We start from the raw sequence: 21,695 nt of genomic DNA on the forward strand, positions 1-21,695 counted from the left end.
GCACGTGGACAGTTCGGTATACGTCTTCGCCGAGGACCTGCACGGTGAGGGCGTCGAGCGGGTGCTCGACAGGATCAGCGCGTACGGCGTGGGCGGGGTCACGGTCGGCGCCGTCCACCACGGCGCGCGCGACGTCACCCCGCACGGACTGTCCCGGCTGACCGTCAGGCACGACGGCGTGCACTTCACCCCGCCGGCCGAGCTGTTCGACGGGCTCCGGCTCGCTCCCGTGCCCGGCCACGTCCACGCCCTCGACGGGCTGCGCGAGGCGTGCGCCGGGCGCGGCCTGAAGCTCCACGGCTGGACGGTCTTCCTGCGCAACGCCACGCTCGGCAACGAGCACCCCGACGTGACCGTGCGCGACTGCTTCGGCGACCGCGGCTCGCTCGTCGACCTGTGCCCGGCCCATCCCGACGTGCGCGAATACTCCGTCGCGCTGGCCAGGGCGGTGGCCCGGCTGGGCGTCGAGAGCGTGGTCGCCGAGGCGCTGCACTTCACGCCGGTCGAGCCGCAGCGCTCCTTCGTGCAGCTCGGCCCCATGGACACGTTCCTGTTCGGGCTCTGCTTCTGCGACTACTGCATGCGCCGGGCCACCGACCTGGGCGTGAACGCCGAGGTGGCGCGGGAGGAGTGCGCGCGGATCGTGGGCGGCGTCTTCGACGGCGACCCGGCCGCGCAGGGCGAGGTGACCAGGGCGGCGCTCACCGCCTACGCCGGGCCCGAGGTGGTGGCGTACGCGCGGGCGCGCTCGGAGACCGTCACCACGCTGGTCTCCGAGGTGTCGTCGGCGGTCGCGGAAGAGGGCTCCAGGCTGGTCTTCATCGACTCGACCGGAGCGGTGAAGGGCTACCGGGACGGCCTGCCGACGCCGGGCCTGGCCGCCCACGACGCCTGGCAGCTCGGCGTGGACCTGGTGGCGCTGGGCGACCTGGTGCCCGCCTTCGGCGTGCTGGCGTACGCGCGGGACGCGGCGCGGGTGGCCGACGACGTGGGCGCCTACCTGCGGTCGGTGGGCAAGGACCGCGAGGTGCGGGCGGTGCTGCGGCCCGGCTACCCCGACAGCGACTCGACCGACCGCCTGGTGGCCAAGGCCAGGGGCGCGAAGGCGGCGGGCGCGCTGGCGGTCGACTTCTACGCCTACGGTCTGGTGCCGCACCCGGTGCTCGACCGCATCCCGGCCGCCCTGGCCGCCGCCGGCTGACCCGCCCGGCCCCGCTCACCCCGGGCGCAGCCGCTCACAAGGTGTCGAGCAGGGCCGAGACGGCCTTCTCGGCGAAGCCGCCGGGCAGCGGCAGGCCGCGGAAGACCGTGCGCATCCACACGGCCCCGCCCAGCAGATCCATGATCAGCAACGGGTCGGCCGACGCGCTCAGCTCACCCCGCCGCACGGCGCGTTCGAACACCACGCGTTCCCGCGCGAACCGGTCGGCGAAGAACCGGCCGGCGTCGAGCTCGGGATGGCGCACGGCGGCGGCCAGCGCCGCGACCGCGATGTCGCTGCCGGGCGGCTCGGTGAGCAGCCGCCCGATCTGCTCGACCAGCGCCACCAGGTCGCCGCGGAACGACCCGGTGTCCGGCGGCTCGAACGCCAGCACGCCGGACTCGACCAGCGCGGCCCCCAGCAACGCCGCCTTGGACGGCCACCACCGGTAGATCGTCGTCTTGTTGACCCCCGAGCGCTCGGCGACCCCCTCGACGGTCAGCCCGTCGTAGCCCTTCTCCGCGACCATCCACAACGTCGCGTCGAAGATCTCCTGCTGCTTCCTCGGCGCCATAGGTCATTTTCTCCCGGCGAACGCCATGGCCACGCCGAGCCCCAGGTAGACGACGCCGCTGACGTACCGCAGGGCCTTGGCGCCCCTGGTCAGGCGGGTGCCGAGGGTGCCGGCGGTGAGGGCGTACACGACGTCGGATACGAACCCCAGGAGCAGCAGCGTCAGGCCGAACACGACGATCTGCAACGCCGGCGAGCCGGCGCCGGGGTCCACGAAGTGCGGCAGGAACGCCACGAAGAACAGCGCCACCTTGGGGTTGAGCACGTTGACCAGCACCCCTTCCAGGAACACCTTGGACAGCGGCTGCACGGGCGGCGTCCCGGCCCGCGCCTGCTTGGCGGTGAAGGCGCGCACGCCCAGGTAGACGAGGTAGGCCACGCCGGCCCACTTGACGACCGCGAACAGCGTCGCCGACCGCGAGATCACGTACGAGAGCCCGGCCGCGGCGGCGGCGATGTGCACCAGCGTGCCGGTCTCCACGCCGAGCGCGCTGGCCAGCCCGGCGGCCCTGCCCTGGGCCAGGCCCCTGGCGGCGATGTAGAGGTGGTTGGGGCCGGGGACGAGCACCAGGGCGAGCGAGGCCGTCGTGAAGAGCACGAAAGTCGTCAAGGAGATCACGAAAGAGCAGCGTAGAGGGGGCCCGGCAGCACGATGAGGGCCAATTCCGGGGCGGCCGGGCGGACCAATGGAATGTCACAGGCGCGTGGCACACTTGCTGGCGTGAACGGTCTTCTCGTCGGGCGCTCGGCCGAGCTGTCCAAGCTCGTGCGTGTGCTGGAGTCCGCGGCCGAGGGCACGGCCGGGGTCGCGCTCGTCGGCGGCGACGCCGGGATCGGCAAGACCCGCCTGGCCGGTGAGCTGGTCGCCGAGGCCCGCGAGCGCGGCTTCCACGTCATGGTCGGCCAGTGCGCCGAACTGGGCGACGCGCTGCCCTACCTGCCGCTGGCCGACGCGCTGCGCGGGGCCGAGCCCGGCGTGCGCGAGGCCGTCGCCGCCCATCCCATGCTGGGCCAGCTCCTGCCGGGCCGGGAGAGCGGGGCGCCGTCGGCCGGGCTCACCCAGCAGCGGCTGTTCGGGTCGCTGCTCGGGCTGCTGGCCGACGTCCAGCCGGTGCTGTTCGTGATCGAAGACCTCCACTGGGCCGACCGTTCCACCCGCGACCTGCTGGTCTTCCTCAGCCGCATGCTCCAGAGCGAGCGCGTCTGCGTGGCCGGCACCTACCGCACCGACGACCTCCACCGCCGCCATCCGCTGCGCGCGGTGCTGGCCGAGCTGAAGCGGCTGCCGTCGGTGACGAACGTGGAGCTCGGCCCGCTGGAATCCGGCGAAATGTCGGACTATGTCACCACTCTGGGGCAGGTCGGCGCGCAGGAACTCGGGCTCATCGTCTCGCGCGCCGAGGGCAACCCGTTCTACGCCGAAGAGCTGTTCGCCGCCATGTCCGAGGGCGACAGCCTGCCCGACGGGCTGGCCAGCCTGCTGCTGTCGCGGGTCGAGGTGCTGTCCGAGGCCGGGCAGCGGGTGCTGCGCGCCGCCGCGGTGGCCGGCCGCCGGGTGGAGGACGACCTGCTGCGCGAGGTGGCGGGGCTGCCGCTGGCCGAGTTCGAGGAGGCGGTCAGGGAGATCGTCTCGCGCGGCCTGCTCAAGGTGCACGGCCATGGCTACGCCTTCCGCCACGCCCTGCTGCAGGAGGCCGTCTACACCGACCTGCTGCCCGGCGAGCGCACGCGGCTCCACGCCGACTTCGCCCGGCTGCTCACCTCGCCCGCCGAGCTGGCCCACCACCACCTCGCCAGCCACGACCTGGCCGGGGCGCTCGCCGCCTCGGCGCAGGCGGGCCGCGAGGCCGAGCAGCTGGGCGCGCCCGCCGAGGCGCACAACCACTACGACCAGGCGCTCGGCCTGTGGGACCGCGTCGAGGGCGCCGCCGGGCTGGCCGGCGAGAGCCGGGTCGCGCTGGCCTTCCGCAGCGCCGTCGCGGCGGCCGACAGCGGCGACAACCACCGGGCGATCCACCGGCTGCGCGCGCTGCCCTCGACCTCCGAGGTCGAGGAGCGGCTGGCGTACTACCTTTACGAGACCAACGACCCGCCCGGCGCGATCGCGGCGGCCGAGCGCGCGGTGGAGAGCGCCGAAGACGAGCCGAGCCTCGCCCGTGCCCTCGCCACGCAGGCCCGCACGCTGCTGTGGACGCCGCGCCACCACGAGGTCGAGCCGCTGACCGCGCGCGCCCTGGAGACGGCCCGCGCCTGCGGCGCCGCCGACGCCGAGGTGGGCGCGCTGCTCACGCTGGCCAGCTACGTCGAGCTGCGGGGCGACGTCGCCCGCGCCCACTCGCTGGTCGAGAGCGCCTCCGCCCGGGAGACCGGCGACCTGGCGATGGACCTGCGGGCCCGCTTCCACCACGCCCGCATCCTCTACGAGCAGGGCCTGCTGGCCCAGGCCGCCGAGGTCGCCGACGACGGCATCAAGCTGGCCGTCCACACCGGCCTCAACTGGAGCACCTACGGCACCGACCTGCGCTTCCTGCGCCTGCTCATCCACTACGTCGCCGGCGAGTGGGACGCCGCGGAGGCGGTGGCCGCCGGGTTCGGCGCGCGGGTGGGCACGTTGTCGGAGGCCATCCTGTCGTCCTTCGCCCTGTTCATCGAGGTGGGGCGGGGGCTGCCCGCGGTCGAGGCGCGGCTGGGGTGGCTGCGCCCGTTCTGGCACGACCCGCTGGCCACGTACATGTCGCGGGGCATGGCCGCCGAGCACGCCCTGTGGAACGGCGACCCGGCCGCCGCGCTCGACCACGCCCACGCGGCCATGGCCACGCTCGACGAGGGCGAGTCCGGCACGCTGCGGCTGGCCGCCGTCAGCCTGTGGGCGATGGCCGAGCTGGGCACCACGGAGGGGGCCGACGACCTGCTGGCCCGCGCCCGGTTCGCCGCGACGAGAGGGCCGACCGGCGACGGCGGCCACCTCGGCCCCGAGGGGCAGGCGTGGGCGCTGCGCGTGGAGGCCGACTGGCACCGCCTCCACGGGCGGCTCGACGTCGCGCTGTGGCGCAAGGTGGTCGCGGCCTTCGACTTCGGCTTCGTCTACGAGGTGGCCAGGGCGCGCTGGCGGCTGGCCGAGGCGCTGCTCGCGGCGGGCGAGCGGGAGGCGGCGCAGCAGGAGTGGTCCCTGGCCAAGGAGGCGGCCGGCCGGCTGCGGGCCGCGCCGCTGGAGGCCGCGCTGCTGGAGTTCGGCAGGCGGGCCCGGTTCGGCGGCGGGCAGGCCGAGGGCGGGCTCACCGCGCGCGAGGTCGAGGTGTTGCGGCTGGTCGCCGAGGGGCTGACCAACAAGGAGATCGCCGGGCGGCTGTTCATCGCGCAGAAGACGGTGAGCGTGCACGTCTCCAACATCCTGGCCAAGCTGGAGGTCTCCACCCGTACCCAGGCGGCCGCCGCCGCCCGCGCGCACGACCTCCTGTGATCGCCTGCGCTGCCGGAGGGGCCGAGGCGGACAGGCAGGGGTGAGTCCGTACATCTGGGACGCCACGGGCGGCCATTTGGGGCGATGTTTGCGGTTCGCCTCGTAGCGTCCGAGATCGGGACCTCTCACACCGGAGAGCGATGGCGGGCCCGGCCGGCGGCTCGCGTCGACCCGTCCTGTCGTGACAGGTCGGCCCGCTGCGCCGACCCGTCCTGCCTCGAAAAGGAGCAGTCTCATGCCTACTCTCGCCACGTCACTGCCCGCCCTGGCCGCGGCCGGGCTGACCGTCCTGGCTCCGGCCGTCGTCCCGGGGGCCGCGCACGCCGCGGCCGTGATCTCCTGCACCGTGTCCGGTCAGGCACAGTACCTGCCCGGGGCGCAGCGGCTGCTGCGCCTGGAACGTTCCGTCAGCCGCCGGGAGCCGTGGAACTGCGTCGACCACGGCGGCACGGGCGTCACGGCGGCCCGGCTCAGAGCCAGCTTCAACGGCGTGACCCCGACCTGCGGCGGACGTACCACGACCAGCACCAGGGGGCGCCTGTCCGGCGACGGCGACGCCTTCGACCGGGTGTTCACCGACCGCGACGCCGACGGCCGCAGCCTGCCCAACCGCATCGTCTACAACCGCGAGGGCCGCAGCCTGGCCGATCGCATCGTCCACGACCAGGACGAGCGCAACCTGGCCGACCGCGTCATCCACGACCGCGACGGCCGCAACCTGGCCGACCGCGTGGTCTACGACCGGGAGCGCTGGGGGCAGTCCGACGGCGTCATCCGCGACCGCGCCGCCGCCGCCGGGAGCGCCGCGCCCGCGGGCACCGGCACGGTCACCATCGACTGGACCGTCAACGGCACCAGGCAGACCAGCAAGGCCGGCGCGCGCATCGTCGAGATCGTGCGCGACACGGCCAAGGTGTCGGGGACGATCCAGTCCGGGCCGTTCAGGGGCAAGGCGTTCACCGGCCGGTTCGACACCTACCTGCTCGGCGGTTCGGGCACGTGCGTGTCGGGCTCGTCCGGCAGCGTGCTGCACGCGGACTTCAAGGGGCAGTTCACCGTCGGCTGACCAGCCACCCACCGGGCGCGACCGGCGCCTGGCCCCGTACGGGCGGCCAGTCCGCCGGTCCCGTCCGGCCGCGCCTGTTGGTAGGTTGTCCTGAGGTGTGCCGGGAAGTCTGGTCGGCGATTCTGTCGTCGATCTCGGAGTTCTCCTTGAAGGCTTTCCCGGGTGGTCCGCCGTGACCGTCACCGCGTGGCTGGCGGTCGCCGTCTTCCTCGTCTCGTACACGCTGATCGCCACCGAGAAGGTGCACCGGGTCGCCGCTGCGCTCGGCGGCGCAGGGATCATGCTGGTGCTGCACGCCACCGACGGCGGCGCGGCCTTCTTCGACGAGCACACCGGCATCGACTGGAACGTCATCTTCCTGCTGCTCGGCATGATGGTCATCGTCGGCGTGCTGAAACAGACAGGCGTCTTCGAGTTCCTGGCCATCTGGGCCGCCAAACGGGCCAGGGGGCGCCCGTTCCGGCTCATGGTGCTGCTGATCCTGATCACCGCGGGCGCGTCGGCGCTGCTGGACAACGTGACCACCGTGCTGCTGATCGCGCCGGTGACGTTCCTGGTCTGCGAGCGGCTGGCGCTGCCGGTGGCGCCGTTCCTCATCGCCGAGGCGATGGCCTCCAACATCGGCGGCACCGCCACCCTGGTCGGCGATCCGCCCAACATCATCATCGCCAGCCGCGGCGGGCTGACCTTCAACGACTTCCTCGCGCACCTCGCGCCGCTGATCGTGGTGCTGCTCGTGGTCTTCATCGGGCTGTGCCGGGTGATGTTCCGCCGGTCGTTCCGCTACGACCCCGAGCTGGCGGCCGAGATCATGACGCTCGACGAGCGCGAGGCCATCGCCGACCGCAGGCTGCTGTGGCAGTCGCTGACCGTGCTCGCGGTGGTGATGGCGGCGTTCGTGCTGCATCCCGTGCTGCACTACGAGCCGTCGGTGGTGGCGCTGCTCGGCGCGGGCGTGCTGGTGGCGCTCACCAAGGTGACCACCGAGGAGGCGATCGCCGAGGTCGAGTGGCCCACACTGGTGTTCTTCGCGGGGCTGTTCGTCATGGTCGGGGCGCTGGTGGAGACCGGGGTCATCGCCCAGGTCTCCCAGGCCGCCGCGCAGGCCACGCACGGCCGGCTCGGGCTGACCACGATGGTCCTGCTGTGGGCGTCGGCGGGCCTTTCCGCCATCGTCGACAACATCCCGTACGTGGCCACCATGAGCCCGATCGTCGCCGACCTCGTCCAGGCCAACGGCGGCGAGGGCCCGGCGCAGGTGTTGTGGTGGGCCCTGGCGCTCGGCGCCGACCTGGGCGGCAACGCCACCGCCGTGGGCGCGGCGGCGAACGTGGTCATCCTCGGCATCGCCGCCCGCAACGGCACCCCGATCAGCTTCTGGCAGTTCACGAAGTACGGTCTGATCGTCACCGCGACGACGGTCGCGCTGGCGACGCCGTACCTGTGGCTGCGTTACCTGGTGTGACGCAGCTCATGTCACACCCGGGGGCCACGAAGGCTCTCAAAGGACATGATGCCTGGAATGACGGACGTTTTCGGCGGCCACAGGGAGCTGCTGTTCTCCATCGTCTACAACATGCTCGGCAGCGTCTCCGACACCGAGGACGTGCTCCAGGACACCTGGCTGGCCTGGTCGTCGCGGAACCCGGACGAGATCGGCAACCCGCGCGCCTACCTGGTGCGCATCGCCGTCAACCAGGCGCTCGCCCACCAGTCGGCGCTGCGCCGCCGCCGCGAGACCTACGTCGGGCCGTGGCTGCCCGAACCGCTGGTCACCGCGGCTGACGGGCCGGCCGACGGGGCGGAGGACGTGGTGCGGGGCGAGTCGGTGTCGCTGGCCCTGCTGGTGGTGCTGGAGACGCTGACCCCGCTGGAGCGGGCCGTGTTCGTCCTGCACGAGGTGTTCGCCTTCCAGCACACCGAGATCGCCGGCATGCTCGGCCGCAGCGCCGCCGCCGTACGCCAGCTCGCGCACCGGGCCCGGGAGCACGTCCAGGCCCGGCGCCCGCGTTACCGGGTGGACGCGCACGTCCAGCAGGAGGTGACCGAGCGGTTCGTGGCGGCGGCGTTCGGCGGCGACCTCGACGCGCTGATGGAGCTGCTGGCGCCGGAGGTGACCCTGTGGGCCGACGGCGGCGGCAAGTCCGCGGTGGGCGGGCCGCGTCCGGTCCGGGGCCGCGACAAGGTGGCCCGGCTGCTCGTCGCGCGCACCGCCCAGCCGATGGAAGGGCTGGACATCCAGTACCGGGAGACCAACGGGGACCCCTCGGCGGTGGTGTTCGTGGAGAACGCGCCGTTCGCCGTCATGGTCGTCGATCTGACCTCCGACGGGTCGCAGGTGCGCGACATCTACACGGTCGCGAACCCCGACAAGCTCTCCCGGGTGCGGAAGGAGCCGGGAGCGAGCCCGTCCTAGCCGACGGCCTCGGGCACCGGGCTCTCGACGGGCGCGGCGGCGGCGCGGGCCCGCAGGCCGAACGCGGTCACCAGCACCGCCGCCACCGCGGCGGCCACCGGGACGGCCAGGGCGATCCGCAGCGAGTCCAGGGTCGGCGCGGCGCCCCCGCCGAGCGCGGCCACGTTCACGGCGGTGACCGCCGACAGGCCGAGCGCGGTGCCGAACTGCATCGCCGTGTAGAGCAGGCCGCCGGCCAGGCCCTGCCGGTCCTCCGCCACGCCCTCGGTCGCGGCCATGGTCAGCGGGCCGTAGGTCAGCGAGAAGGCCAGGCCGAGCAGGAGCATGGTGGGCAGCATGGCGGCGTACGTCCAGTCCGGGCCGACCGGCAGGAACAGCGCGTACGCCAGCGCCGACAGCACGATCCCGGCGAACAGCACGCGGGCGTTGCCGAACCTGTTGACCAGGCGCGGCGTGAGCGTGGGGGCCAGGACCGTGTCGATGCCGATCACCAGCATGGCCAGGCCGGTCTGCAGGGTGCTCCAGCCGCGCACCTCCTGCAGGTAGAGCGTGGCCAGGAACTGGAACCCGGCGAACGAGGCCAGGAACAGCAGCGCGCCCAGGTTGGCCCGGACGAGCGAGCCCGAGCGCAGGATGTCCAGCCGGACCAGCGGGTTGGCCGAGCGGCGTTCGATCAGCACGAACAGGGCGAGCAGCAGCAGCCCGGCGGCGAACGTCGCGACGGTGGCGCCGGAGCCGTCCGCGGGCGCCTCCAGGCGGACCACGCCGTACACGAGCAGCAACATCGAGCCGGTGATGGTCAGCGCCCCGGCCAGGTCGAACGAGCCCCGCGCCCGTTCGCCGGAGTCCTTGACCAGCGGGACGGCGGCCAGCAGGATCACCGCCGACAACACCACGGGGGCGAAGAACACCCAGCGCCAGCCGATCGAGGCCAGCAGGCCGCCGGCGACCAGGCCGAGCGAGAAGCCGCCCGCCGCGGTCCCGGCGTACACGCCGAGCGCCTTGGTGCGCTGTGGGCCCTCGGGGAAGGTGCCGGTGACCAGCGCCAGCCCGGCGGGCGCCATGAACGCGGCGGCGACCCCCGTGACGAACCGGGCGACCAGCAACATCCACCCTTCGGTCGCCAGGCCGCCCAGGCCGGAGAAGAGCAGGAACACCGTCAGCCAGGTCAGGAACATGCGGCGGTGGCCGAGCAGGTCGGCGGCCCGGCCGCCCAGCAGCATGAACCCGCCGTAACCCAGCACGTACGCGCTGACCACGCCGCTGAGCGTGCCGGTGGACAGGCCGAGGTCGGAGCGGATCGACGGCAGCGCCACGTTGAGCATGGCCACGTCGATGCCTTCCAGGAAGACGGCCCCCGCCAGGACGAACAGCGCGCTCCACGCGCGCGCCCCCATGCGATCATTCGTGGGAGATGAGGGAGACATGGTGCATTCCTTCCACAATGGTCGGTTCCTTCTTGTAACCAGCAGCATTTTTGGTCACCATTAGGAGCCATGGAAGACGGAACTTCGATGTCCCTCGGTCACTGCGGGGATACCGACTACGACGTGCTGCAATGGGACCAGCGGGAGGACTGCGAGGTCAGGCAGATCCTCGACCGGATCGCCGACAAGTGGTCGCTGCAGGTGATCGCGCTGCTCGACCGGCGCAGCCTGCGCTTCACCGAGCTGCGCCGCATGATCGACGGCGTGAGCCAGCGCATGCTGACCAGGACCCTGCGTCACCTGGAGCGCGACGGCCTGGTGAGCCGTACCGTCCATCCGACCGTGCCGCCCCGCGTGGACTACGCGCTGACGCCCCTCGGCGGCACGTTGCACGCCACCATCCGCGCCCTGGTCACCTGGACCGAGGAGCACCAGGGCGAGATCGCCACGGCCCGCGCCGCCTACGACGTACGGGTGGCGGCCGAGCAGGCGGCGGCGGCCGAGGAGGAGGCCGGGCGGGAGGCCGTCGCCCGCGGCGTGCTCGCGGGCCTGCGCTGACCGGCCCGGTGGAGGCGGCCGGCCGGTACGGGATCAGCGCCGGGCGGCGGCGAACTCGCCGATGGTCACCGGACGACGCCCGCCGACGCGCTCGATGCTCTCGGTGACCCGGTAGAGCGGGTGGTCGCCGGAGCCGATGAAGCGGAAGATCGCCCACAGGTGCGTCAGGTGCTCGACGGCGTACGGGTCGCGGTACAGGTCGTGCGCCCGCCGCTCCCACTCCTCGGGCGGCAGGTCCGCGTAGCGCACGCCGAGGGCGTCGGCGGCCTCGGCGGCCGTCGCCAGCTGGCCCGTCACCAGGCACACCGGGTCGGCCGGCGCCGGGTCCAGCAGCAGGCCCGCGCCCACCCGCGCCACGTCGGCGGCGGCGACGAGCGGGATCAGCGTGTCCGGCGGGCCCAGCGGGAGGGCCAGCTCGCCGTACGCGTCCGCCACGACGGCCAGGTTCTCGAAGAAGACCGCCGCGCGCAGGTGCACCGCGCCCACCCCCGCCCAGTCGAAGACCTGCTCCGACAGCCAGTGGCGGCGCATGCGCGGCGTGCCGGCCTCGGGCTGGGCGTCGAGCTGGGAGACCTCGACCACCCGCTCGACCCCCTCCTCCCTGGCCGCCGCCGCGAACGCGCTGGTCGCGTCGAGCAGCCCGGCCGTCACCGGATATGTGAAGTACGCCCGCCGCACCCCGCGCATCGCGGGCCGCACGTCCCTGATCTCGCGCAGGTCGCCGACGACGACGTCCGCGCCGAGCTTGCGCAGCTCGCCGGCGCGCTCGTCGTCGGAGTGCACGAAGGCGCGCACGGCCTGGTCGCGCTGGAGAAGCTGCTCGGCGACCTGTCTGCCGGTGCCGCCCTGGGGGCCGCCGGCCGCGCCCGTGACCAGGATCATCGCCCGCTCCTTCCCGGCAGGGTGAGCCGGAGCAGTCCGAGCGCTTCGAGGTCGCGCAGGAACGGCTCGGCGGGGAACGCCTCGGCCGGGGCGAAGACGCCGGCCCCCGGCCCGTGCCCGGCGGCCAGCCGCACGGCGGCCTCGACCGAGGCCAGCGCGCTGAGCCGCCACAGGTCGCGGCCGGTGATCCGGCCGGCCGCGCCGCCGTCCTCGGTGACGACCTGGACGGCCACGGTGAACTCCGAGGCCGCCCTGGTCTCCGGGTCGGCGGCCTCGCCGGTGAACGCGCCCTCCTCCTCGAAAGTGTGCGCGGTGAGCTGCGCCTCGACCCAGCGGGCCGGCACGTGCCTGGGCACGGTGACGACCTCCGACGACGGGATCGGCGCGATCATCGTGCGCGGGCCGAGCGGCGGCGGGAACGGGAAGACGGCGTTGCGCGGCTCGACGTACCCGATGTGCTGGGCGCCGTCGCTGAAGGTGATGCGGCGGGTGTCGGCGAACAGCAGCTCGGCGGTCTTGCGCGCGCCGGTCGTCAGCCGCCAGCCGGACACGGCGTACGCGCTGGTCACCCGGTCGATGCCGGTCAGCCCGGCGGACACGGCCGCGGCCAGCAGGTCGCCCATGCCGCCGTAGAAGCTCATGGCCGTGATCATCGTGATGCCCGCGGCCGCGGCGGGCTCGGCCATGGTGTCGAACATCCATTTGGTGTGGTGCTGCTCAAGGGCGTGGTCGACGTAGTGGCAGCCGGACGCCGCCGCGGCGCGGGCCACGGGCCGGCCGGTGTCGGTGAAGGGCCCGGCGCAGTGGACCAGCACGCCGGCCTCGGCGGTGAGGGCCCGCAGGGCGTCGGTGTCGTCGAGCGGGGCCTCGTGCACGCGGGCTCCGCCGAGCTCGTCGGAGACGGCCTTGAGCCGGGCGGCGTCGCGGCCGGCCAGGATCACCTCCAGGCCGCGGGCGCGTAATTCCGCCGCCACCAGGCGTCCGGTATGACCACTTGCTCCGTAGACGGCGATGGGTTCTGCGGACATGATGGGCCTCCGTGTTCCATACTTCTGGTACGCGATTCGAACATACGTACTAGGAGTATGGAAGTCAATGAGCCGCCGCACCCAGGCAGAACGCACGGACGAGACGACGGCGCGCCTGGTGGGCGCCGCGCGCCGGCTGTTCGGCGAGAACGGCTACGCCGACACCTCGATCGACGCCGTCGCCGCCCGCGCGGGGGTGACCAAGGGGGCCGCGTACCACCACTTCGGCGGCAAGCCGGCGCTGTTCCGGGCGGCGTTCACCGGCGAGCTGGCCGAGGTCGCGGCGGCCCTGGAGCACGCCGGAGCCCAGGAGGACGACCCGCTGGCGGCGCTGCGCCGGGGCCTGCGCACCTTCCTGGAGCACTGCCTCGACCCGGGCTTCCGGCAGATCGTGCTGCTCGACGCGCCCTCGGTGCTGGGCTGGGAGACCGCCCGCGCGATCGAGTACGACCACCTGCTGCGCGTGCTGGTCGGCGGCCTGCGCCGGGCCGCCGACGGCGGGCGGATCGAGGGCGGGAACGTGCCCGCCCGCGCGCAGCTCGTGTTCGGCGCGGTCTGCGAGGGCGGCATGCTGCTGGCCCGCTCCGCCGACCCGGACGCCGACCTGCCGCTGATCGCCGCCGAGCTGGACCGGCTGCTGTCGGCCCTGCGGCCCTCAGTGGCCGGTTGAGTGGCCGGTCCGGTGACGGGGGGCGTGCGGCGGCGCGTGGCCCGGCGCCGCCGGAGTGGCCGCGGGGCCGATCGAATGGGCGGGGGACTGGGTCGCGTTCTGCTTCACGGGCACGAGCACCCGCACGGCCCCGGCGTCGCGGAAGGTGAAGGTCATCGGCACGGTGGTGCCGCGTACGCCGGTGACCGTGCCGAGCGGCTGGTCGCCCGCGCCCACGGGCTGGCCGGGCCGGATGTCGGCGGCGGCGCCGGAGAGCTGCACCGAGCCGCCGCCGTCGACGGTGATCCGCTGGAGCTGGTCGGGCTTGTGGCCGTCGTTGATCAGCACGGCGTAGAGGTTCTGCTCGGCGGCGGGCGAGGCCGGGGTGGCCGCCTGGCCGGCGGCGGCCCGCAGGTGGGCGTTGCGCACGTGCATGACGCCCTTGGCGTCGGCGTTCGCGCCCTCGTTCTGCGGCAGGTGCTGCCCCGTGTCGTAGCCGGTGTTCGTGCAGCCCGTGACGCCCAGGGCCAGGATCGCGGCGCAGATGATGGGACGCTTCACGACGCCCTCCCCGTTCGATACTCGACGTCACCGTTCCGTTACCCGCGATGATGGAGGCGAACCCTTGAGGGAAAGGCCGATTTTCCTACCGGAAGTGTGGGAGAATGGAGTATGGGCTTGGACCGGACCCGCTCGCCGAGTGAGCGCGCCGAGACTCCGCTGACCGCCGCGATCATGGCGGGCCGCTGGATCCGCACCGCCGCAGTCGACGACGGCAGAGGCCGTCACTGGCGTGCCAACCCCGACCCCCGTGGCAGGTCGGCCGCCGCCGGCGACTCCGCTTCCCTGTACGCGGGCGCGGCCGGCATCGTGCTGTTCTTCCTGGAACTGGCCGCCGCGACCGGCCACGAGGCGTACCTGGACGATGCCCGCAGAGGCGCCCGCTACCTGGCCGCCACCTGGCGCGAACGCCCCGACCTGACCCTCTACCACGGCCTGACCGGCACGCTCGTCGCGCTGATCGAGGCCGGCTGGGCCTTCGGCGACGGCGTCTTCGAGGAGGAGGCCGTCGCGGTGGCCGACGCGATCGTGCGCGCCGCGCGCCCGCTGGACGGCGGCCCCGGCTGGACGCGCGAGCCCGCCCAGCGCGGCGACGGCGGCATCGTCCTGGGGCTGCTCCAGGCCGCCGCCGCGCTCGGCGTGCGCGGCTACGAGGAGACGGCAGTGGCGGCGGGCGAGCGCATCGCCGGGCTCGCCGTGCCCGGCCATCGTTTCGGCGACTGCGCCGACCTGCCCCTCGACGCCGTCACCCCGGGCTTCCTGTCCGGCACGGCGGGCACCGCCTTCCTGCTGGCCAGGCTCTACGGCGTCACGGGCGAGCGGCGTTTCCTGGAGGCGGCCGCCCGTGGCGCGGGCTTCGTGCGCGAGGTGAGCGCGGTGGCGGGCCGGTGCGCCGTCGTCCCGCACCACGTGCCGCAGGGGCGCGAGCTGCACTACCTGGGCTTCTGCTCGGGCTCGGCGGGCGTGGCCCGGATGTTCTACGAGCTGCACCGGGTCACCGGCGACCCCGGCCACCTCGACTGGGTCGAACGGCTCGCGCACGGCGTCGTCGAGAGCGGCGCCCCCCTCCGGCAGACCGACGGCTTCTGGAACGTGGCCTGCCAGTGTTGCGGCGCGGCCGGGCTGCTCGAACTGTTCGTCGGCCTGTGGGCGGCCACCGGCGACGAAACCCGCCTCGCGCAGGCCCAGGTGCTCGCCGGGCACCTCATCGGGCGCGGCGACAACCACGACGGCCAGGGGTTCCGCTGGTACCAGGCGTACCGGCGGCTGCGGCCGGGCGAGGTGAGCGCGGACACCGGGTACATGGTCGGCGCGGCCGGCATCGGGGCCGCCCTGCTCCACCTCGACGCCGCCATGCAGCCCCGGCAGGCGCGCCGGGTCATCCTGCTGCCGGACAACCCTTTCCCGGCGATCCCGGTGCCGCCCGCCAAACTTCGCGATTCATCCCAATAAGGTATTCCCTTTAAAACCAGTAGGGAATATTGACTTGAGGCTCGCGGCGGCCTAGCGTCGTTGGCATGAGCCAGGGCACTCTCCTGACCAGGCGCCCGCACGTGGACTTCGGCCACGTCGCCAGCGCCCAGTGTCGTTGATCACGGACCAGCAGCCGCCCGCCTTCCCTTGAGCGCTCCAGCGTGGCCGACGCCGTCCACGCCTCCGCTGACGAACCCCTTGCGTGCCCCCTTCCCGGCGCTCCCGGCCCGGCCGCCGGGAGCGGCGTGAGCACGCCCTCTCTCCCGTGAGGAGCCTTTCCGTGATCGCAATCAGACCCCTCCGCCGGTACGCACGAGCGGAGGCCGGCGCATGACCGACACCCTGCCCGACCAGCAGGCCGTCGGCGCCGACGTGTTCCGTCAGGCGCTCGCCGTGCACGCCAGCGGAGTGGTGGTGATCACCGCGCAGAGCGACGGCATCCCCGTGGGGCTCACCGCCACCTCGTTCTCCTCGGTCAGCCTCGACCCGCCGCTCGTCTCGTTCTACGTGGACCAGTCCTCCACCACCTGGCCGTGGCTGCAGGGGGCCGACCACTTCGCGGTCAACATCCTGGCCAGCGACCAGGCCGAGCTGGCGGCGCGGTTCGCGCGCAAGGGGGTGGACAGGTTCGCCGCGCCCACGCGGTGGCGGGCGGGGCCGCTGGGCGCGCCGCTGCTCCAGGACGTCTCCGCCCACCTGATCTGCCTGCCGTACGAGACCGTCGAGGTCGGCGACCACGTGCTGGTCGTCGGCCTGGTGGCCGAGGCGGCCACGCACAGCGCCGGCCGCCCGCTGCTCTACCACCAGGGCCGGTTCGGCCGCTTCCTACCTCACCAGGAGAACCTGTGACCGCCACCACCGGCACGCCGGTCTACGCCGGCCCGCTCGACCGCGTCGCCTACGGCCGTTACGGCCCCGGCCGCCTGCACCTGTCGGCCGGCTGGGACCGCCCGGTCTACCCCTTCCAGGACCGCGTCACCGCCGACGGCACCAGCGGCTACCGCGCCGAGCCCGGCCGCTACCACGTCTATGCCGCCTGGACCTGCCCCTACGCCCAGCGCGTCGCGATCGTCCGCAAGCTCAAGCGCCTGGAGGACGTCGTCTCGCTGTCGTACGTGGACGACGAGCGCGACGGCCGGGGCTGGGCCTTCAGGGAGCGCAGGGGCCCGGACCCGGTCAACGGGTTCGCCTTCCTGGAGCAGGCCTACGACGCCACCGAGAAGGGCTACCCGGGCCACATCTCGGTGCCCGTGCTCTGGGACAGGGCGCGGCGCAGGATCGTCAGCAACAACTTCCCCGACATCACGATCGACCTGGCCACCCAGTTCGAGAAGTGGGCCGACACCTCGGTCGACCTCTACCCCGAGCACCTGCGCGCCGAGATCGACAAGCTGAACGCGTGGATCTACCACGACGTCAACACCGGCGTCACCCGGGTGGCCCCCGCCGGCACCGAGGCCGCCCGCGAGGAGGAGCGCCACCGCGTCGTCGCGGCCCTGGAACGCCTGGACGAACGCCTGGCCGAGCAGCGCTTCCTGACCGGCGACACGATCACCGAGTCGGACGTGCGGCTGTGGGTGACGCTGGCCAGGTTCGACGCGCTGCACAACCGCGAGCACCTCATCAGCGAGCGCGAGCTGCCCGACTTCGAACACCTCTGGGGCTACGCCCGCGACCTCTACCAGCGCCCGGCGTTCGGCGAGACCATCGAGGGCCTGCCCGCCGCCTGGGACACGCCGCACGGGCGGGGCCGGTGACGCGCAAGAGGCAGGTGCACCTCGCCGCGCACTTCCCCGGCGTGAACAACACCACCGTGTGGGCCGACCCCCAGTCGGGCAGTCAGATCGACTTCGCCTCGTTCGTCCACCTCGCCAGGACGGCCGAGCGCGGCACGTTCGACTTCTTCTTCCTGGCCGAGGGGCTGCGGCTGCGCGAGCTCAAGGGCCGCATCCACGACCTGGACGTGGTCGGCAGGCCCGAGGCGCTGACCGTGCTCAGCGCCCTGGCCGCGGTGACCTCGCGGCTCGGGCTCGCGGGCACGGTCAACGCCACCTTCAACGAGCCGTACGAGCTGGCCAGGCGGCTGTCCACGCTCGACCACCTGAGCGAGGGCCGGGCCGCCTGGAACGTGGTGACCACCTCCGACGCCTTCACCGGCGAGAACTTCCGCCGCGGCGGCTTCCTCGACCCCGCCGACCGGTACCGGCGGGCCGAGGAGTTCGTCCGGCTGTCGCGCGAGTTGTGGGACTCCTGGCAGCCGGACGCCGTGCTCGCCGACCAGGACGCCGGCCGCTTCCTGCGGGAGGGCGCGATCGGCACGGTCAGCCACCGGGGCAGGCACTTCACCGTCGAGGGCCGGTTCACGCTGCCGCGCTCCCCGCAGGGCCACCCGGTGATCATCCAGGCCGGCGACTCGGACGACGGCCGCGAGTTCGCCGCCGCCCACGCCGACGTGGTCTTCACCCCGCACGGCAGGCTGGAGGACGGCAGGCGCGTCTACGCCGACGTCAAGGGCCGCCTGGCCCGGTACGGCCGGAAGCCGCACCAGCTCAAGATCATGCCCGGCGTGACGTTCGCGCTGGGCGACACCGACGAGGAGGCCGCCGAGAACGCGGCCAGGATCCGGCGGCAGCAGGTCGGGCCGCAGACCGCGATCGCGTTCCTGGAGCAGGTGTGGGGGCGCGACATGTCAGCCTTCGACCCCGATGGACCGTTCCCCGACGTCGAGCCGGATCTGACCCAGGGCGTCTCCCAGGGACGGGTGCCGATCAAGGACCGCGCCGCGGTGGCGGCCAAATGGCGGGCGCTGGCTGCGGAGAAGGGGCTGAGCATCCGCGAGCTGGTGATCGAGGTCACCGGGCGGCAGACGTTCGTCGGCACCCCGGAGGGCGTGGCCCGGCAGATGGACGAGCACGTGCAGGCCGGCGCCGCCGACGGCTTCATCCTCGTCCCGCACCTGACCCCCGGCGGCCTGGACGAGTTCGTCGACCGGGTGGTGCCGGCGCTGCGCGAACGCGGCGTCTTCCGCGCCGAGTACACCGGGACCACCCTGCGCGAGCACCTGGAGCTGTCATGACGCTGCACCTGGCCGTGGCGCTGGACGGCGCCGGCTGGCACCCCGCCGCCTGGCGGGCGGCCCCCGCCGCGCGGCTCTTCTCGGCCGGTCACTGGGCGGGGCTGGTCGCCGAGGCCGAGCGCGGGCTGCTCGACTTCGTCACCTTCGAGGACGCCCTGGGCCTGCAGTCCACCCGGCCCGACGGCCCCGACGACCGCACCGACCAGGTGCGCGGCCGGTTCGACGCGGTGCTGCTCGCGGCCCGGCTGGCGCCGCTGACCACCCGGATCGGCCTGGTCCCGACGGCCACCACCACCCACACCGAGCCGTTCCACGTGGCCATCGGCATCGCCACGCTCGACCACGTCAGCGGCGGCCGGGCGGGCTGGCGGCCGCAGGTCTCGGCGCGGGCGAGCGAGGCGGCCCACTTCGGCCGCCGCCGGTTCGCCCCGCTCGACGTGGTGCTGAACCGGCCCGGCGGGGTGGACCTGTCGGCCGACCCGCACGTCCGCGCCCTGTTCGCCGAGGCCGCCGACGCCGTGGAGGTGGCCCGGCGGCTCTGGGACAGCTGGGAGGACGACGCCGAGATCAGGGACGTGGCCACCGGCCGGTTCGTCGACCGCGGCAAACTCCACCACATCGACTTCGAGGGCGGGTTCTTCTCGGTGCGGGGGCCGTCCATCACGCCCAGGTCGCCGCAGGGGCAGCCGGTGGTGGCCGCGCTGGCCCACGCGCGGCTGCCGTACGAGTTCGCGGCGGGCGCGGCCGACGTCGTCTTCGTCACGCCGCGCTCGGCCGAGCACGCGCGGGAGATCGTCGAGGAGGTCCGGGGACTCTCCGGCGACCTGCGGATCTTCGCCGACCTGCTGGTCTTCCTGGGCCCGGACGCGGCCCGGCGCAAGGCGCGGCTCGACGAGCTGGACGGGGCCGAACTGACCTCCGACGCGGCCATCTTCGCCGGGACCGCGGGGGAGCTGGCCGGCCTGCTGCTGGAGTGGCGGCGGGCCGGGATCGAGGGCTTCCGGCTGCGGCCGGGGGCGGTGCCGTACGACCTGGAGCGGATCAGCCGGGAGCTGACGGCCGAGCTGCGCGGGCGCGGGGCCTTCAGGAGCGGGTACGAGGCCCGGACGTTACGCGGGCTGCTCGGCCTGCCGCGCCCGGCGAGCAGGTACGCGGAGGTGTCATGAAATTTCTGGGCATCACATTGATCGTCCACAGCGACGGCCGGTCACCCACGGAACGGTTCCGCGAGGTCGTCGAGACCGCCGTGCTCTTCGAGGAGCTGGGCTTCGACGGCTTCGGCGTGGGCGAGCGGCACGAGCGGCCCTTCATCTCCTCCTCGCCCCCGGTCGTGCTCAGCCACATCGCCGCCAGGACGTCCAGGATCAGGCTGTTCACCGCGGTCACCACGCTGAGCCTGCTCGACCCGGTCCGCGCCTACGAGGACTACGCCACGCTCGACCACCTGTCCGGCGGCCGGCTCGAACTGATCGTCGGCAAGGGCAACGGCGCGGCGCAGGCCAGGCTCTTCCACGTCACCGCCGCGGACCAGTGGGAGCGGAACCGCGAGGCGTACGAGCTGTTCCGCCGCCTGTGGCGGGAGGACCGGGTCACCTGGCAGGGCCGCTTCCGCCCCGCGCTGACCGGCGCCGAGACCTGGCCGCGCCCGCTGCAACAGCCGATCAGGGTCTGGCACGGCAGCGCGACCAGCAAGGAGTCGGTCGAGCTGGCCGCCCGCCACGGCGACCCGCTGTTCTCGGCCAACGTCACCAACCCCATCGAGCCCTACGCCGAGCTGATCGACCACTACCGCGAACGCTGGGCCCATCACGGCCACGACCCCGCCGACGCCCTGGTCGGGGCGGGCAGCGCGGGCTACTACGCGGCCCGCACCTCGCAACGGGCGCTGGCCGAGTACCGGCCGATCTACCAGGCCCGCCTGGAGACGTTCCGGCGGGCCGGCGTGGAGCCGGTCTTCCCCACCCTGGAGGACGCCATCGAACGCGGCTCGATCCTGGTCGGCAGCCCGCAGCAGATCATCGACAAGGTGCTGCGCTACCACAAGCGCTTCGGGCACGAGGTCATGCACATCCCCGCCGACGCCGACGGCCTGACGCCGGGGCAGCACCGGCAGACGCTGGAGCTGTTCCAGACCGAGATCGCGCCGGCGCTGCGCGCGGAGATCCCCAGCCGTCCGTTCCCGGGGAGCGCGTCATGACTCTGTCCATTCTCGATCTGGCCCCCATCAGCTCGGGCGGCACCGCGGGCCAGGCGTTACGCGACACGATCGAGCTCGCCCGGCGCGCGGAGGAGCTCGGCTACGCCCGTTACTGGCTGGCCGAGCACCACTTCGCCCCGGGCGTGGCCGGCTCGGCCCCCGCCGTGCTGATCGGGCTGGTGGCGGCGGCCACCTCGACGATCAGGGTGGGCTCGGGAGCCGTGCAGCTCGGCCACCGGACGCCGGTGTCCGTGGTCGAGGAGTTCGGGATCATCGACGCGCTGCATCCGGGCCGGCTCGATCTGGGCATCGGCCGCTCGGGGCGGCGCGGGGCCGAGCCGGCTCCCGCACGTCCCGCGAGCAAGGAGGCCAGGGTGGTGGACGGGCTGCTCATCCCGCCGCCCTTCGACTGGTCGCGGCTGGCCAGGATCCCTCGCCTGGCCTTCCAGGCGAGCCTGCTCCAGCAGCCCGGAGCGGTGACGCCCGACTTCGCCGACCAGGTCGACGAGGTGCTGGCCCTGCTCGGCGGCACCCACGAGGCGCACGTGACGCCCGGCGAGGGGGCCGACGTCCAGGTGTGGATCCTGGGCAGCAGCGGCGGGCAGAGCGCCCGGGTGGCGGGGGAGCGCGGGTTGCCGTTCGCGGCCAACTACCACGTCAGCCCGTCGAGTGTGCTGGAGGCCGTGGAGGCGTACCGCGAGGCGTTCAAGCCGTCGGACGAGCTGGCCGAGCCGTACGTGATCGTGTCGGCCGACGCGGTGGTGGCCGAGGACGAGGCCAGGGCGCGTGAGCTGGCCTCGCCGTACGGGTTGTGGGTGCGCAGCATCAGGACGGGGGCGGGCGCGATGCCGTACCCGACGCCGCAGGAGGCGGCCCGGCACGTCTGGACCGAGGCCGACCGCGAGCTGGTCAAGGACCGGATCGACACCCGGTTCGTCGGCACGCCGCGGGCCGTGGCCGAGGGGCTGCGCGTGCTGCGCCGGGTCACCGAGGCAGACGAGCTGCTGGTCACCACCATCACCCACGACCCCGCCGACCGCGTGCGCTCCTACGAACTGCTCGCCGAAGCCTGGCAACGCCCGTAGGCCCGAAGGCCCGTGACGCGGACGCGCCCGTGAGCTCCGGAGC

The 21,695-nt window shown here is 73.6% G+C and carries 20 protein-coding genes; 14 read left to right on the forward strand and 6 right to left on the reverse strand.

Going from position 1 to position 21,695, the window contains the following annotated elements; translation table 11 throughout:
• The first annotated feature begins 4 nt into the window (after positions 1–4).
• A complete protein-coding gene (locus AB0J71_RS10035) occupies positions 5–1,201 on the forward strand; it encodes a hypothetical protein (protein WP_352322635.1) in 1,197 nt (398 codons plus the stop codon).
• Positions 1,202–1,235: 34 nt separating this feature from the next.
• Here AB0J71_RS10035 and AB0J71_RS10040 read toward each other — a convergent pair whose 3' ends face one another.
• Positions 1,236–1,775, reverse strand: coding sequence for a TetR/AcrR family transcriptional regulator (locus AB0J71_RS10040; protein WP_352322634.1), 540 nt, complete (start codon positions 1,773–1,775; stop codon positions 1,236–1,238).
• Between the two features lie 3 nt (positions 1,776–1,778).
• Positions 1,779–2,393, reverse strand: a complete 615-nt coding sequence (locus AB0J71_RS10045; protein ID WP_352322633.1) for a LysE family translocator — start codon at positions 2,391–2,393, stop codon at positions 1,779–1,781.
• 102 nt (positions 2,394–2,495) lie between these two features.
• Here AB0J71_RS10045 and AB0J71_RS10050 point away from each other — a divergent pair, with 102 nt between their 5' ends.
• The 4 genes from AB0J71_RS10050 (at position 2,496) to sigJ (ending at position 8,716) form a co-directional block, all read left to right on the forward strand.
• Entirely contained in the window at positions 2,496–5,234 is a 2,739-nt protein-coding gene (locus AB0J71_RS10050; protein ID WP_364413643.1) for an AAA family ATPase, read from the forward strand.
• A 235-nt stretch (positions 5,235–5,469) separates the two neighbouring features.
• Positions 5,470–6,300: a hypothetical protein gene (locus AB0J71_RS10055; protein ID WP_352322631.1), complete on the forward strand. Its 831-nt coding sequence runs from the start codon at positions 5,470–5,472 to the stop codon at positions 6,298–6,300.
• Between the two features lie 172 nt (positions 6,301–6,472).
• Positions 6,473–7,765, forward strand: a complete 1,293-nt coding sequence (locus tag AB0J71_RS10060) for an ArsB/NhaD family transporter (protein ID WP_352349485.1) — start codon at positions 6,473–6,475, stop codon at positions 7,763–7,765.
• 57 nt (positions 7,766–7,822) lie between these two features.
• A complete protein-coding gene (gene sigJ, locus AB0J71_RS10065) occupies positions 7,823–8,716 on the forward strand; it encodes an RNA polymerase sigma factor SigJ (protein ID WP_364413646.1) in 894 nt (297 codons plus the stop codon).
• On the opposite strand, the gene AB0J71_RS10070 is transcribed toward sigJ, so the two are convergent.
• Positions 8,713–10,113, reverse strand: coding sequence for an MFS transporter (locus AB0J71_RS10070; RefSeq protein WP_364413648.1), 1,401 nt, complete (start codon positions 10,111–10,113; stop codon positions 8,713–8,715). The genes sigJ and AB0J71_RS10070 overlap by 4 nt on opposite strands.
• 99 nt (positions 10,114–10,212) lie before the next feature.
• Between AB0J71_RS10070 and AB0J71_RS10075 the strand changes: the two genes are divergently transcribed.
• On the forward strand, positions 10,213–10,701 hold the full coding sequence (locus AB0J71_RS10075; RefSeq protein WP_352322626.1) for a helix-turn-helix domain-containing protein: 489 nt from the start codon (positions 10,213–10,215) through the stop codon (positions 10,699–10,701).
• A 33-nt stretch (positions 10,702–10,734) separates the two neighbouring features.
• Here the strand turns inward: AB0J71_RS10075 and AB0J71_RS10080 are convergent, their stop codons facing one another.
• Positions 10,735–11,583, reverse strand: a complete 849-nt coding sequence (locus AB0J71_RS10080) for an NAD(P)H-binding protein (protein WP_352322625.1) — start codon at positions 11,581–11,583, stop codon at positions 10,735–10,737.
• Positions 11,580–12,611: a saccharopine dehydrogenase NADP-binding domain-containing protein gene (locus AB0J71_RS10085; protein ID WP_352322624.1), complete on the reverse strand. Its 1,032-nt coding sequence runs from the start codon at positions 12,609–12,611 to the stop codon at positions 11,580–11,582. The genes AB0J71_RS10080 and AB0J71_RS10085 overlap by 4 nt, the downstream gene beginning before the upstream one ends.
• A gap of 67 nt (positions 12,612–12,678) precedes the next feature.
• Between AB0J71_RS10085 and AB0J71_RS10090 the strand changes: the two genes are divergently transcribed.
• Positions 12,679–13,281 (forward strand): TetR/AcrR family transcriptional regulator, encoded by a 603-nt coding sequence (locus AB0J71_RS10090; RefSeq protein ID WP_352322623.1) that lies wholly within the window; start codon positions 12,679–12,681, stop codon positions 13,279–13,281.
• On the opposite strand, the gene AB0J71_RS10095 is transcribed toward AB0J71_RS10090, so the two are convergent.
• Positions 13,267–13,821, reverse strand: a complete 555-nt coding sequence (locus AB0J71_RS10095; RefSeq protein ID WP_364413650.1) for a hypothetical protein — start codon at positions 13,819–13,821, stop codon at positions 13,267–13,269. The genes AB0J71_RS10090 and AB0J71_RS10095 overlap by 15 nt on opposite strands.
• 111 nt (positions 13,822–13,932) lie before the next feature.
• Between AB0J71_RS10095 and AB0J71_RS10100 the strand changes: the two genes are divergently transcribed.
• The 7 genes from AB0J71_RS10100 to AB0J71_RS10130 all read left to right on the forward strand — a co-directional run bounded on the left by AB0J71_RS10100 (position 13,933) and on the right by AB0J71_RS10130 (position 21,652).
• Positions 13,933–15,273, forward strand: a complete 1,341-nt coding sequence (locus tag AB0J71_RS10100; protein WP_352322621.1) for a lanthionine synthetase LanC family protein — start codon at positions 13,933–13,935, stop codon at positions 15,271–15,273.
• A gap of 351 nt (positions 15,274–15,624) precedes the next feature.
• Entirely contained in the window at positions 15,625–16,143 is a 519-nt protein-coding gene (locus AB0J71_RS10105) for a flavin reductase family protein (protein ID WP_352322620.1), read from the forward strand.
• Complete coding sequence (locus AB0J71_RS10110; protein ID WP_364413652.1) at positions 16,140–17,051, forward strand: glutathione S-transferase C-terminal domain-containing protein; 912 nt, start codon at positions 16,140–16,142, stop codon at positions 17,049–17,051. The genes AB0J71_RS10105 and AB0J71_RS10110 overlap by 4 nt, the downstream gene beginning before the upstream one ends.
• Positions 17,048–18,370, forward strand: coding sequence for an NtaA/DmoA family FMN-dependent monooxygenase (locus AB0J71_RS10115; RefSeq protein ID WP_364413654.1), 1,323 nt, complete (start codon positions 17,048–17,050; stop codon positions 18,368–18,370). The genes AB0J71_RS10110 and AB0J71_RS10115 overlap by 4 nt, the downstream gene beginning before the upstream one ends.
• Complete coding sequence (locus AB0J71_RS10120; RefSeq protein WP_352322617.1) at positions 18,367–19,536, forward strand: LLM class flavin-dependent oxidoreductase; 1,170 nt, start codon at positions 18,367–18,369, stop codon at positions 19,534–19,536. Before AB0J71_RS10115 ends, AB0J71_RS10120 begins: the two co-directional genes overlap by 4 nt.
• Positions 19,533–20,567, forward strand: a complete 1,035-nt coding sequence (locus AB0J71_RS10125) for an LLM class flavin-dependent oxidoreductase (protein WP_364413656.1) — start codon at positions 19,533–19,535, stop codon at positions 20,565–20,567. The genes AB0J71_RS10120 and AB0J71_RS10125 overlap by 4 nt, the downstream gene beginning before the upstream one ends.
• Complete coding sequence (locus AB0J71_RS10130; protein WP_352322615.1) at positions 20,564–21,652, forward strand: LLM class flavin-dependent oxidoreductase; 1,089 nt, start codon at positions 20,564–20,566, stop codon at positions 21,650–21,652. The genes AB0J71_RS10125 and AB0J71_RS10130 overlap by 4 nt, the downstream gene beginning before the upstream one ends.
• Positions 21,653–21,695: the final 43 nt, after the last annotated feature.

It is taken from the genome of Nonomuraea sp. NPDC049637, from assembly GCF_040675235.1.
Lineage (GTDB): Bacteria > Actinomycetota > Actinomycetes > Streptosporangiales > Streptosporangiaceae > Nonomuraea.